The organism is Bacteroidota bacterium (genome assembly GCA_018698135.1).
Classification (GTDB): domain Bacteria; phylum Bacteroidota; class Bacteroidia; order CAILMK01; family JAAYUY01; genus JABINZ01.
On record JABINZ010000080.1, the window covers coordinates 1 to 13,905 of the forward strand.

15 protein-coding genes are annotated in these 13,905 nt (G+C 35.4%); 11 read left to right on the forward strand and 4 right to left on the reverse strand.

The features are described from left to right. On the reverse strand, window positions 1-756 hold a 756-nt coding region (locus HOG71_04710), incomplete at its 3' end, for an alanine--tRNA ligase (GenBank protein MBT5990132.1). 319 nt (window positions 757-1,075) lie between these two features. Between HOG71_04710 and HOG71_04715 the strand changes: the two genes are divergently transcribed. Beyond that, entirely contained in the window at window positions 1,076-3,220 is a 2,145-nt protein-coding gene (locus HOG71_04715; protein ID MBT5990133.1) for a T9SS type A sorting domain-containing protein, read from the forward strand. Window positions 3,221-3,283: 63 nt separating this feature from the next. Here the strand turns inward: HOG71_04715 and pepE are convergent, their stop codons facing one another. Beyond that, on the reverse strand, window positions 3,284-4,000 hold the full coding sequence (gene pepE / locus HOG71_04720) for a dipeptidase PepE (protein ID MBT5990134.1): 717 nt from the start codon (window positions 3,998-4,000) through the stop codon (window positions 3,284-3,286). A gap of 102 nt (window positions 4,001-4,102) precedes the next feature. After that, a complete protein-coding gene (locus tag HOG71_04725) occupies window positions 4,103-4,270 on the reverse strand; it encodes a 4Fe-4S binding protein (protein MBT5990135.1) in 168 nt (55 codons plus the stop codon). A gap of 173 nt (window positions 4,271-4,443) precedes the next feature. Between HOG71_04725 and HOG71_04730 the strand changes: the two genes are divergently transcribed. Beyond that, a complete protein-coding gene (locus HOG71_04730; protein MBT5990136.1) occupies window positions 4,444-6,072 on the forward strand; it encodes a hypothetical protein in 1,629 nt (542 codons plus the stop codon). Here the strand turns inward: HOG71_04730 and HOG71_04735 are convergent. Then, the gene (locus HOG71_04735; GenBank protein MBT5990137.1) at window positions 6,053-6,667 is read right to left on the reverse strand and encodes an exosortase/archaeosortase family protein; all 615 of its coding nucleotides are present in this window, start codon (window positions 6,665-6,667) and stop codon (window positions 6,053-6,055) included. The two genes, HOG71_04730 and HOG71_04735, sit on opposite strands and share 20 nt — an antisense overlap. A 152-nt stretch (window positions 6,668-6,819) precedes the next feature. Here HOG71_04735 and HOG71_04740 point away from each other — a divergent pair, with 152 nt between their 5' ends. The 9 genes from HOG71_04740 (at window position 6,820) to HOG71_04780 (ending at window position 13,904) form a co-directional block, all read left to right on the forward strand. Beyond that, window positions 6,820-7,848 carry a tetratricopeptide repeat protein gene (locus HOG71_04740; protein ID MBT5990138.1) on the forward strand — a complete coding sequence of 343 codons (1,029 nt, stop codon included), beginning with the start codon at window positions 6,820-6,822 and terminating at the stop codon, window positions 7,846-7,848. 44 nt (window positions 7,849-7,892) lie between these two features. Then, complete coding sequence (thrS, locus tag HOG71_04745; GenBank protein ID MBT5990139.1) at window positions 7,893-9,815, forward strand: threonine--tRNA ligase; 1,923 nt, start codon at window positions 7,893-7,895, stop codon at window positions 9,813-9,815. A 74-nt stretch (window positions 9,816-9,889) separates the two neighbouring features. After that, entirely contained in the window at window positions 9,890-10,384 is a 495-nt protein-coding gene (locus tag HOG71_04750) for a translation initiation factor IF-3 (protein MBT5990140.1), read from the forward strand. A gap of 3 nt (window positions 10,385-10,387) precedes the next feature. Beyond that, complete coding sequence (gene rpmI, locus HOG71_04755) at window positions 10,388-10,582, forward strand: 50S ribosomal protein L35 (GenBank protein ID MBT5990141.1); 195 nt, start codon at window positions 10,388-10,390, stop codon at window positions 10,580-10,582. 28 nt (window positions 10,583-10,610) lie between these two features. Further along, on the forward strand, window positions 10,611-10,958 hold the full coding sequence (gene rplT / locus HOG71_04760; GenBank protein MBT5990142.1) for a 50S ribosomal protein L20: 348 nt from the start codon (window positions 10,611-10,613) through the stop codon (window positions 10,956-10,958). A 36-nt stretch (window positions 10,959-10,994) separates the two neighbouring features. After that, window positions 10,995-11,555, forward strand: a complete 561-nt coding sequence (locus HOG71_04765; GenBank protein ID MBT5990143.1) for an NUDIX hydrolase — start codon at window positions 10,995-10,997, stop codon at window positions 11,553-11,555. Between the two features lie 216 nt (window positions 11,556-11,771). Further along, window positions 11,772-12,797 (forward strand): radical SAM protein, encoded by a 1,026-nt coding sequence (locus HOG71_04770; GenBank protein MBT5990144.1) that lies wholly within the window; start codon window positions 11,772-11,774, stop codon window positions 12,795-12,797. Between the two features lie 133 nt (window positions 12,798-12,930). Continuing rightward, a complete protein-coding gene (locus HOG71_04775) occupies window positions 12,931-13,266 on the forward strand; it encodes an MGMT family protein (GenBank protein MBT5990145.1) in 336 nt (111 codons plus the stop codon). A 338-nt stretch (window positions 13,267-13,604) separates the two neighbouring features. Next, window positions 13,605-13,904 carry a hypothetical protein gene (locus HOG71_04780; GenBank protein ID MBT5990146.1) on the forward strand — a complete coding sequence of 100 codons (300 nt, stop codon included), beginning with the start codon at window positions 13,605-13,607 and terminating at the stop codon, window positions 13,902-13,904. Window position 13,905 lies beyond the last annotated feature (1 nt).

The window sequence follows — 13,905 nt, forward strand, 5'->3', positions numbered from 1 at the left end:
ATTTGAGGTGACTCCTTGCAAAGTCATACAAAGACGCTCGAAACCCATGCCTGTGTCAACATGTTTGGCAGGAAGGTTTATCAGATTTCCATCTGACATCCTATTGAATTGAATAAAAACCAGATTCCAGATTTCAATCACCAATGGATGATCCATATTAACCAAATCTCTACCTGAAACTTTTCCTCTCTCCTCAGTACTTCTTAAGTCTACGTGTATTTCAGAGCAAGGTCCACAAGGACCAATGTCACCCATTTCCCAGAAATTATCTTTTTTAGATCCGGGCAGAATTCTTTCTTCAGGAAGCAGCTTTTTCCATAAATCCAAGGCTTCATTATCTGGCTCCAAGCCTTCTGTTTTGTCGCCACCAAAGTAGGAAGCATACAGCCTTTCTTTATCAATTTTATAAACATCGGTTAATAGTTCCCATGCCCATTCTATTGCATTTTGCTTGAAGTAATCGCCAAAACTCCAATTGCCCAGCATTTCAAACATTGTATGGTGGTAGGTGTCGTGTCCAACTTCTTCCAGGTCATTATGCTTGCCTGAAACTCTTAAGCACTTTTGTGTATCTGCAATTCGGGGGCTTGTAGGGTCCGCATTTCCAAGGAAATAATCTTTGAATTGATTCATTCCTGCATTTGTGAACATCAATGTTGGGTCGTTTTTTACCACCATTGGGGCCGAGCCAACTATTTTGTGTTGTTTTTTTTCAAAAAAATCAAAAAATGTTTGTCGTATTTCCTTGTTGTTCATGCTGCTGCTAATAGATTTAATAATGCTACAAAAATGCGGAAAAAATGCGGAATACTTATGATAAACAAATTGACAAATCTTGACATGGAAAAAATAATTTTGAATGAAAGTCAAAAAAAATGAAAATAAATTTGCACACGGATTAAACTGATAAACAGTACGATACAACACTTATAAAAAAGTAGTAGTAACTTTTTTTTAGCTGGCTGTATATAAGAATACAAATAATTACCTGATTAGTAATTGAAGTTTAAAAGCTCAGCCTGTAGCAAGGCTTGAGGAAGAATTCTTATGTTCAAAAATTGGTTAAGAAAATTTTATGAGAAGCAAAAACACAGTTTTATCCCTATTACTCCTATTAGCAGTTACCTTTTCGGTAACATCGGCCACTTACTATTCAAAGACGGATGGAAATTGGGGGAGTTCGTCTACCTGGAATCCAAGTGGTGTCCCAAATAAAACAGATGAAGTGGTCATTAGACATACTGTTACACTAACAAGTAATGAAGATGTGAAGTTTTTAGAAATTACTTCTGCTGGTGTGTTACAAGGAAATTATGTTTTACAGTTTTGGAATAATGGTTCATTGAAAGTGGATGGCACGATGAGCATAAAAACCATTGATTTAAAAAATGTAGGAATTTTATTTACGGTAAATGCAAGTGGTGAAATCATACTAAGTGGTGATTTAGATGTGAACAACAATAACATTACATGTAATGGAAACATTGAAGTTGGCGGAACACTTACATGTGGTAATATTACAGGAGCAGGGTCTGTTACGGCAGATGTTTATAATACAGGAACAGTTTATGGTATAACTCCCGTTGCAGGGATAACCTATTACGGTCAAAGTTGGGTTGGTGGAACAACAGGTAATGAAAATTCCTGGGAAACATCTACAAATTGGGCTTCAGGTTCGGTGCCAACAAGCTCTTCGCTGGTGAAAATAAATGCTGGATCTACAGTTCCTATTATCTCATCCAATGCAGTATGTAATGATCTCTTAATTGAATCAAGTGCAAGCCTTGTAATACACCCACTTAGTTCGTTGACTATAAATGGCAATGTAACCAATACTGGTACGATTATTTTAAAATCTGATGCAAGCGGAACAGGCTCATTAATTGACAATGGTAGTCTCACAAATAATGGAACGATTAAGGTTGAAAGGTATTTGACTTCTGGAGCCTATCATTATATTTCTTCACCAATCAATAATGTTTCTACTTCAGCTTTTGCTGGATCTACGATCTATGCATATGACGAAACTAATAGCGATACAAATAGAAATTATGGATGGACAGCTGTTTCAACCTCATCTGGTACATTAACAAATGGGCGCGGTTATGCTGTTTATCATACAACAAATGCAACAGACACTCTTAGTGGGAATTTTAATTCTGGCAACATAAGCGTAACTGCTACACGAACAAATTCTGGAAGCTCAGCTTCCCCTTCCCCTGACGGTTGGAATATTCTTGGGAATCCTTATCCTTCAGCGATTAGTGCAAGTAGTTTTTTAAGTGCTAATTCCGATTTAACAGGAACACTTTATTTGTGGGCTGATGATGGAACCGCAGGTTCAGGATTCACAACAGCTGATTATGGAACTTATACGGCTGCTGGTGGTGTTGGAGCAAGTGGTGGAGGACAATCAACTGCTCCTGACGGTAAAATTGCAGTTGGTCAGGGATTTTTTGTGCAGGTAAAGTCTGGTATAAGCAGCACAAATGTATCGTTTACCAATTCCATGAGACAAACAAATACAACTCAATTTTTTATACCTAAGTCAGAAGTACAAAGCTTTAGACTTGATCTGAGTGATCAGGCCGGCAATCAAAATGAAATTCTGGTTTCATTTATCAACGATGCAACAAAAGGCTTTGATCAGTATTACGATGGTGTGAAAATGCAAGGCAATCCATATCTGTCCTTATACACTATTATGAAAGACTATGAATTGATTATTCAAGCCTTGCCTTATATGCAAGAAGATGTTCAAATAGCACTAGGATATTATGCTGCAGCAAGTGGTGAATACAATTTTGAACGATTTGAGTTTACGAACTTCGGAGATGATGTTCGTGTATTTCTGGAAGATAAAAAGAGTGGTGAATTCATTGATTTATTAAGCTATCCTAAATATACTTTTACCACAGAAGGTGGAAAGTTTAACGATAGGTTTATACTTCATTTTAAGAAAAAAGCTCAAGTAAATCCGAGTGAAGATTTTCAATCTCAGCTAGACGTTTATGCCGTTTCATCATCAATTTTTGTAAAAAATCCAGCGATGAAAACAGGTCTGATGACAGTATATAATTTAGCAGGAGAGAAAATACGAGTAATGCAGTTTTCAGATGATAATGTGCAAAATCTTCATGTGAATCTGGCAGCTGGAATTTACCTGATTAGTGTAGAAAATGATCAAGAAAAAATTACAAAGAAAGTTAGTTTAAAGTAAAGTTAGGGTATTATTAAAAAGAGGGTTAAGTAGCTGGTTACTACTTAGCCCTCTTTCAATTAATTAGTTGTACTCTTTCAACAAGAAGCTAAAATCATCTTTGTTTGTAAGTTCATAAGCCTCTTTTCCATATTGAAAAATGCGTGCATTTCGGTCACCCAAAAGACTCATTTTGTCTCCTTCAACACGAAGAATTGTTCCTTCTCTTAGTCCAACAACAATTTTATCCCGATTAATTTCCATAAACTCATTAATTCGATCTTCACGGGTTTCACCACCATGTCCTTCAGGATTTTTATCTAAATAATGAGGATTTATTTGAAACGGAATAAGATTCAATCCGTTGAAGTTTTTTGGCAAAATAATTGGCATATCGTTGGTCGTGCATAAAGTTGGGCAAGAAATATTTGAACCTGCGCTCCATCCACTAAAAGGCATTCCGTCTAAAACTTTTTTACGAACAGCACGCATCAAACCGGTTTCGTGCATATCATGAAATAGCTTAAATGTGTTTCCACCACCTACGGCAATCGCATCAGCAGTATCCAATGCTGCTATTGGATCGTCTTCTTTATGCAACGAAAAGACCTCATATCCAAGTTCTTCATAAACAGATTGAACTTTTGCTTCATAGTCATCCCAATTAACTGTAACACCAGCAAAAGGGACAAAAGCGACTCTTTTTACGGATGTTCCATAAAAATCTTTCAGGTAATCTTTAGCATATTCTAAATATCCTAATCCAGGAATTGTGGAGTTGCTTAATAATAAAAGTCTCATATCGTTTTAATTGAATTGATTTTTAAAGCTATAAAAATAAAAAATCCGCATGTAAAATGCGGATTTTAATATTATTGTCTTGAATATTGTAATAATGAGTTCTTATTCAGGAGAAATTGCTTCAACTGGACATACATCAGCACAAGCACCACAATCAGTGCAAAGTTCTGCATCAATTACATAGATATCACCTTCAGTGATAGCTTCAACAGGACATTCATCAATACAAGTGCCGCATGCAGTGCACTCATCGTTAATTACATAAGCCATATTACAAATTTTAAGTATTATTTGGTTTTTTAAAACAGGGCAAATTAAAAGCAAATATGTTGAATATTCAAAGAAAAGCTTAAAATCATAATAGTTCTTATTATCAGAAGGCATCTATAAATTTATTTTAGAATTAATTATTTAAGTTCGTAGCAAGTCTAAACCGACAAATTATGAGTATTCTTAGAAAAATTATTTTTCTGTTTATCCTAAGTGTAACAACATTTTATCAATCTTTTGCATGCACAAATCTGATTGTTACGAAAGGTGCTACAAAAGATGGTTCTGTATTTATGGCCTATACAAATGATGGAGAATGGCTTTATAAACTGAGCAAAACCAAAGCAAAAAAACATGGGAAACGGGATTCAATAGAATTCAATAGTGGTAGGAATAATGTAAAAGGAAAAATTAAGCAATTGCCCAATACCTATGCTGTGCTCGGCTTTCAAATGAATGAATTTCAGGTTTCAATTGGTGAAACAACTTTTACAGGAAGAGAGGAGCTGTGGAATCATTCAAAGTATCTGGAGTATTGGCATTTGATGCAATTAGCATTGGAAAGAGCAAAATCAGCAAGAGAAGCCGTTCTTGTAATAACATCAATAGTAGAAGAATATGGATACGGAAGCGAAGGGGAATCTTTTTCCATTATTGATCCCAATGAAGCCTGGCTTTTAGAAATGGTTGGTACCGGCAATGGAGGTGAAGGGGCCATATGGGTTGCCTGCAGAATTCCGGATGGATATATATGTGCTCATGCGAATATGGCTCGTATTGGAGAATTCCCTTTAAATGATCCTGAAAATTGTTTGTATTCCGATAATGTATTTTCATATGCCATAGAAAAAGGTTGGTACGATGCGAATGCTGGAAATCCATTTTGTTTTAACGAAATTTATAATCCAACAAATCCTGAACGATTAAAATATTGTGAAAGCCGTGTATGGAGTTTATTCAGACGCATTTCACCTTCTTTGGAATTGTCAAGCGATTACCATAGAGGTGTTTATGGGGCAAACCGCTATCCATTATGGATCAAACCTGACGAAAAACTTAGCCTGCAGAATATTATTGATTTATTACGTGATCATTATGAAGGAACCCCCTTTGATATGACTAAAGGAATTGATGCAGGTCCTTTTGGGAATCCAAATCGTTGGAGACCTTTGGGTTGGGAAATTGATAGCCTAAAGTATTCATGGGAAAGGCCAATCTCAACGTCTAATACTGCTTTTTCTTTTATTGCTCAAGCCCGATCGTTTTTGCCAAACGAAATTGGAGGCCTCATATGGTTTGGAGTTGATGACACTTATTTTACCTGTTATGTTCCACATTATGCATGTATGAATAAGGTGAAAGGTCCATTTGCCAATGGAGATATTAATGCTTTTTCTCTGGAATCGGCCTGGTGGGTATTCAATTTAGTTTCAAATTATGCGAATATTAAATATGCATATATGATTAAGGACATTCAGGCTGTGCAAACTGAAATGGAATCTTATCTTATGCATAATCAATTGGTAATCGAAGCAAAGTTGAAAGATAAAAGTGCCAGGAAAGTTAGTAGATATTTAACAAGATATTCAAATAAACAGGCAGGATTTGCACATGCACGTTGGCTTGGCTTAGCATTCGAACTGGTTACGAAATACAATGATGGTTATGTGAAGGATGATGGAATTCAATCAGTTGGATATCCGGCTGAGTATTATCAAGAAGTAAATAAGATTGAAAAGAATAAATTCAAAATTCCAATTTGGCAGAAGGATGTAAATTGTACTAAACAGCTTCCTTTTTAAAATCAAGATGATCGTAATAATCGTTTGGGCGTTTGGCAATTTTTTCAACCCACCAAACCCAAAATAAAAACATAGCAATATAAAACAATGGTCTTACCACCCAATCGTGCATTACATTAAACCATTCTAATTTGTAAATCACAATAACAGCAAGGAAAATAATCCGGAATAGATTTATTAAATGAATGGTGATGAGTCCCAATGGAATAAACCAAAGCTTCTTTTTCCATGTTCCATAAAATAATGCAATGATTCCAAAATACTGATAAAACTGTTTTAAACCTGAACAACCTGGGGTTACCCCCATTCTTGAATAAGGGGAAAAAATGAAAAGCTGTCCGTCAATTTCCGTATTGATTTTTAAAATATTATTTAAAAACCAGGCACTTTGAATTCTCACCTGGTGGGTTAACCATTCATGAGTCGGGCTCAACACATCGTATCCAAAAATATGGAAATCAAACTGATGCTTCCAAACTCTCCAAAGAACATGCATAACCAGTATGATAAGGACAAAGTAGCTAATGTCCTTAAAACTCTCAAGTTTGAATTTTTTGAGTAATTGATAATATTTGAAATCTAATTTAGCAAGCATCAATAAGGCTGAAAATCTTCTTTTAAATTTTTTCTTAAAGCTTGCAAAGATAAGTAATTGCTAAATATCTGGTGATTGATGTAGAATTGCAAACATTAAGTGTCTGATAATTGCTTCATGCTTAACTTTGTTTCTTAAAAAGATACTTTTTCATGCGTAAAACATTCTTATTAATCAGTGCACTGCTTGCTTTTGCTTTAATCATTAATGGAGGTTGCAATAATAAAGCGAATGATAAAGAGCAAATTATAGATATTGAAACTGCTGATGAATCAACAGTTGATAGCCTTGTTTTGGCCTTTACTGAACAGATTTTGAAGAATCCAGATAATGATGATCTCTACTATAAACGTGCAAAAGTATATCTGAAAAATGAAAAGGTCATGCTAGCCATTGCTGATATGGAAAAAGCAGTCGAGTTAGAGTCAGAAATTGTAGAATATCAGAATTTTCTTGGAGACATTTATTTTCAGGTGACCAATGTGCAAGGAGCAATTGATGCCTATTTAGCCAGTACAGCTCTTAATCCTTCCCATGAGTATGCCTTTTTACAACTCGGCAAAATCTATCTATACAGGGCTGAACCGAAAATTGCCATCGGATATTTAAATGAAGCATTGAAAATTAATAAATACAACCCCGAAATATTTTCAAATAAAGCACTGTACTATTTGCAAATGAATGATACTGTTCGTGCCATATCAAATTTGAAAACGGCAGTTGATGTGGATCCTGATTATTTGAATGGCTATATTGATTTGGGCTATTTGTATGCACTTGATTTAGATAAAAGAGCCTTGCTTTATTTCGAAAACGCACTTAGAATTGAACCACAAAACATGCAAGTGCTTTATAATAGAGGGAAATATTACCAGGATATGGCTCAATTTGAGTTGGCAATTATCGATTATGAGTCGATTTTAAAGATATATCCAGATCATAAAAGTGCAAATTACAATTTAGGCTATATCAATTATTTGATGGGAAACTTTGAGTTAGCTATTCAATTTTTCAGCACCGCTTCGTTTGCAAATCCTAACTATAGTGCAGCTTATTATGGAATAGGATTGTGTTACAAAGAAATTGGTAAGCAAGAATTGGCTAAGGAAAATTTTGAAAAAGTGCTAAGTCTTGAGCCTGAGGACGAACTTGCTCAAATTGAATTAAATAAATTGAGATAATAACACTAAATTTGCAGCCTTGTAAATTCACCTATTTTTAAAGAATTATGAACATTACATTTCCAGATGGATCGATAAAAGAATTTGACCAAGGAGTTAGCGGATACGATATTGCCATGTCCATTTCACCCCGATTAGCAAAAGAAGCTTTGGGTGTTAAAGTCAATAATGATATTTGGGATTTAACCAGGCCAATTCAGGAAGATTCTAAGATATCGATACTCAAATGGGATGATCCTGCTGGTAAAATGGTGTTTTGGCATTCATCTGCACACCTAATGGCAGAGGCTATTGAGTCAGTATTTCCAGGTACTAAATTTGGAATTGGACCTCCAATCGAAAATGGTTTCTATTATGATGTAGACTCAGGCGAAAAGGAAATTACCCAAGCTGATTTGGAAAAGCTTGAGCGAAAAATGAAAGAATTGCAAAGCGAAAAAAGTTCATATGTTCGCGAAGATATTAGTAAAAATGATGCATTAAGCCTGTTTTCTAAGAAAGATGACGAATATAAACAAGAGCTAATTTCGGATCTGGAAGATGGCGATATTACGCTTTATAAACATGGCAACTTTGTTGACTTATGCAAAGGCCCACACTTACCAAACACCTCCTATATTAAGGCAGTAAAATTATTTTCTATTGCAGGAGCCTATTGGAGAGGCGATGAAAGCAGAAAGCAACTTACCCGGATTTATGGAATTACCTTCCCAAAGCAAAAAATGCTTGAAGAGCATTTGGTTATGCTTGAAGAAGCACAGAAACGCGATCATCGGAAAGTAGGGCGTGAGCTTGAAATTTTCATGACTTCAGACAAAGTGGGTGCTGGACTTCCAATTTGGCTTCCGAATGGTGTAATTATTCGCGAAAAATTAATTGACTTTCTTAAAAAAGAGCAAAGGAAAAGAGGTTATGTGCAAGTAATTGCTCCGGTTATTGGAAAAAAGGAGTTGTATGTTACATCAGGCCATTATGCCAAATATGGCAAAGATTCTTTCCAGCCAATTAAAACCCCTAGTGAAGGTGAGGAGTATATGCTTAAGCCAATGAACTGTCCTCATCATTGCGAAGTATATAAAAACAGGCCACATTCTTATAAGGAACTTCCTTTGAAAATTGCTGAGTTTGGAAATGTGTATCGCTATGAGCAATCAGGTGAGTTGAATGGTTTGGTTCGCGCCAGAGGGTTTACACAAGATGATGCACATATTTTCTGTACACCCGATCAGTTAAAAGAAGAATTCCTTGATGTAGTCGACATTATTGAACTCTTATTCAGGAAATTAGGCTTTGAGGAGTTTACAGCTCAGATTTCATTAAGAGATCCTGAGAATAAAGAAAAATATATTGGTACTGACGAAGTATGGGAAAAATCAGAACGCGCCATTATTGAAGCAGTTGAAGAAAAAGGATTAAATGCTGTTACCGAAATTGGAGAAGCAGCATTTTATGGTCCAAAGCTCGACTTCATGGTAAAAGATGCCTTAGGAAGACAGTGGCAACTGGGTACTGTGCAAGTTGATTATAACTTACCAGAGCGATTTGATTTAACATACATTGGAGAAGATAATCAGAAGCACAGACCTGTGATGATTCATCGTGCACCATTTGGTAGCATGGAACGCTTTATTGGTTTATTAATAGAGCATACCGCAGGCGATTTTCCATTATGGCTTGCACCAAAGCAGGCTATCATACTGCCTATCAGTGACAAATATATTAATTATGCGAAAAATATTTGGAAATCACTGGATAATTACGAAATTCGCACCTCCATTGACGATAGCAATGAGAAGATTGGGCGTAAAATTCGCGATGCCGAGCTGAGCAAGATCCCTTACATGCTTATCGTTGGAGAGAGGGAGGAAACAGAGGGTTTGGTTTCCGTAAGAAAAAGAAAATCAGGAGATTTAGGCCAGTTTAAACTGGACGATTTTATAAATAGTATTTCTGAAGAACTAAAGTAAAAAAGGAGGTTAATATAGCTACCAATTACAGACCCAGATATTCAGCACCAAGAAGGCTTGAGGATAATTACAGAATTAATTCTGAAATCCGAGCGCCAAGGGTGAGAGTTGTAGGTGCAAATGTTGAGGAAGGTATTTTTACCAAAGAAGAAGCACTTGCAAAAGCAATTGAGTTGGAATTGGATTTAGTGGAGATTTTTGGGAAAGGAGAAGTTCCTGTTTGCAAAATAATTGACTTTAGCAAGTTCATTTATGAGCAAAAGAAGAAACAGAAGGAAATCAAAACTAAAAGTGCCAAAACAGTTTTAAAAGAAATCAGGTTCGGACCTAATACGGATGAACATGATTTCCAATTTAAATTGAACCACGCAAGAAAATTTCTGGAAGAGGGAGCCAAGATTAAGGCTTATGTCCATTTCAAAGGGCGTACCATCGTGTACAAAGAAAGAGGTGAAATTCTGCTTCTGAAGTTTATTAAAGAGCTTGAAGAAGTTGGTAAAGTAGACCAGCTGCCCAAAATGGAAGGGAAAAGAATGATAGTTATGTTAAATCCGCTAAAAACAAAATAAGCAATGCCAAAAATGAAGACTAAATCCGGTGCCAAGAAAAGGTTTAAATTAACCGCATCCGGTAAGATTAAGAGAAAACATGCTTATAAAAGCCATATTTTAACTAAAAAAGAACACGTACAGAAAAAAAGGTTGGGCAAATCAACATTGGTTAGTGATGCTGATACAAAAAACATCAAAGCCTGTTTAGCCAAATAAGTTTTCTGTAATCAATAAATAATTAAAAATGCCAAGATCAGTCAATTCTGTTGCTTCCAGGAAGCGTAGGAAAAAGATAATAAAACAAGCAAAAGGATATTTTGGAAGACGGAAAAATGTCTATACAGTTGCTAAAAATGCGGTTGAAAAAGGATTGCAGTATGCATACCGTGATCGCAAGAATAAAAAGAGAACCTTTCGCGCAATTTGGATTCAGCGTATTAATGCCGCTGTGCGTCCTCATGGATTATCCTATTCCAGATTCATTCATTTATTGAATCAGAATGAAATCGAAATAGACAGGAAAGTACTGGCTGATTTAGCCATGAACAATCCCGAAGCATTCGATGCGATTGTGAAACAAGTTAACAAGTAAGGATAAGGACTTCGGTCCTTATTTTTTTCTTCATTTATGAAGAATGTTAAACTCAAATCGAGGAAAAATCTTTTTACCAAGTTTGTAGGTGTCGATGAATTTGATTTTCATTTAGAAGAACAAAACACTGACATAACCCGATTTGTGGTTACTCGCCCAGAAGCGGCAGCCATACTACTCTTTAATTCAGATACCAATTCATTTGTTTTAATCAAGCAATTCAGAGCTCCTGTTTATACCAAAGGAGAAGACGGATTTATAGTGGAAATTCCTGCGGGTGTTTTAGAGCCCGGAGAAGAACCTATGGAAACGATGGTTCGGGAAACACTGGAAGAAACAGGTTACAAAATTGAAAATCCTGAATTACTCTATACTTTTTTTCCAAGCCCCGGCATGTTGAATGAAAAAATGCATCTTTTTTATGCTGAAGTAAAAAATACTGATAAAATTGAAAAAGGTGGTGGACTGCTAAGTGAAAAAGAATTCCTTGAAGTGATTGAAATCCCTGTTGATGAAGCACTAGATATGGTGAATAATGGACAAATCGTTGATGCAAAAACTATGTTAGCTATTTTGAGGTTTCATCTCAAAAAATAGTCACCCATCTCTCCCTCTGGATTAAGTCTGCGACTTAATCCGAATTATGAACCTTCAGCCCCAAATTTTTACATTTAAGGCTTTGTTAGTAATTGCATTTAAGTTGCAAGCTTAAACCATTGATATTTTTCAGGATGTTAATTCCCTTTAGACAAATTCATCCCAACTCTTTTCCCTATTTTTGTTCACGCTTCCTTCTCTCAAATCGGATAGAATATGATCGTTTATAAAATTCAGGATGCAAAGAACTTTTTAAGGACAATTACCTTGAAAAGAATCTGGAATGGACTGAAAGTTTTAAGCTCATTTTATCTGTCACGACTCATACGAAAGCCTGTGCATTGGGGAATGCCAATGAGTATATCCATCGAACCCACCAATTTATGTAATCTGGGTTGTACCGAATGTCCAACAGGTTTGAAAATACTAACAAGAAGAAATGGTAATCTATCAATGCCCTTCTTTCAGAAAACAATCGATCAGATTTATAAATTCACCTCATATCTTACTCTCTATTTTCAGGGAGAGCCCTTTATGAATCCTGCCTTTTTTGAGTTTGTTGCTTATGCCTCAAAAAAGAAAATGTATACCACAACATCTACCAATGGACATTATTTTACCGAAGCAAATTGTAAAAAAGCAGTTGATTCTGGTTTGTCGCGTTTGATTGTTTCAGTAGACGGAACCACACAGGATGTGTATGAAAAATACAGGAAAGATGGCAATTTGGCCAAAGTTATTGAAGGACTTGAAATGATGATGAGGACAAAAAAAGAATTAAAAGCCAAAAATCCTTTGGTCCTTCTTCAGTTTATTGTTTTTAAAGATAATGAGCATCAAATTGAGGATATTCAAAAGCTGGCAAAAGATATTGGGGTTGATCATTTGGCATTGAAAACAGCACAGGTATACGATTTTGAAAACAGCAAAAATATCATTCCTGATAATGTAAAATACAGCCGCTATAAGAAACGAAAAGATGGTAGCTATGAGATTAAGAACAAGTATTATAACCATTGCTGGCGATCCTGGCAAAGCAGCGTTATTACTTGGGATGGACATATGGTTCCATGTTGTTTCGATAAAGATGCCACATACAAAGTAGGTGATTTGAAATCTGAAAGCTTCAAGGATGTTTGGGAAAGTGAGGATTTGAAATTATTCAGAGGAAGTATTTTAACGAATAGAAAACAAATTGATATTTGCCAGAATTGTGTGGAGGGAACGAAGATTTGGATATAGATTGTTAAGCACCAAAAAACAATGTTCAAAAAACAAATAAAGACCAAATAACAATCACCAAATGGATTTCAGTATTGGATTTTTAAAAATTGTGATTTATTTGAGATTTGACTATTGAGAATTGAAATTTTTCATGAAAGCAGACCAATCCTTTTTTGACAAAGTGTATGAAGTAGTTAGTCTAGTTCCACAAGGCAAGGTTACTACTTATGGCCATATTGCTGAATTCATTGGAGCTAAGGGAGCTGCTAGAATGGTCGGCTGGGCCATGAATGCTGCGCATGGACAAGAGCCCCCTGTTCCTGCTCATCGGGTTGTCAATCGAAAGGGAATGTTAACGGGTAAACATCATTTTCAAACTTTGGACATGATGGAAAGATTACTGAAAAGTGAGGGCATTGAAGTGAAAGAAGATCAAATAGTAAATTTTAGGGAATTGCTATGGATTCCGTTAAATGAGCTGAAATGATTGCTCGCACTGGTTATTGTTTAAGCTAAAGCTATATAATTTTCCAAATAAGTAGAATGGCGTTAAATTTCTCCTTTAAAAACATAAATTTATATTCTCAGTCGGAAGCGTAACGCTTTTACATGATTTTTTTTCATTTGTCTGTAGGTAATTTTAAACGAAAAAAATTCATGTATATTTGAGTTAGTCAAATCCCAAATAAAAATGATATGTATAATATATTTCTTCAGTCACATTCAGGATTTAGATACTTGGTAATTCTTTTTTTGTTCTTCTCCTTGATATGGTCTTTTGTTTCTTGGCTAAGAGCATCAAAATTTTCCAAGTTCGATAATATCATGAATTTGATAACTACTATAACTTTTCATTTGCAATTTCTGGCAGGCCTGATTCTTTATTTTATTAGCCCTTTTGTTATTTTTCAGAAAGAGGCATTATCAAACAAAATAATTAGTTATTGGACGATATGGCATGTATTGATTATGCTTATTGCTGTTGTTTTGATTACAATAACAAGAATTATGGTGAAAAGACTAAAAGACGATACAGAAAAGCATAAGCGAATTGCTATTCACTATCTTTTGGTAATCATCATTGTATTTAGCGCACTATTAATGAGTGGTCGTGGAATTATGTAAG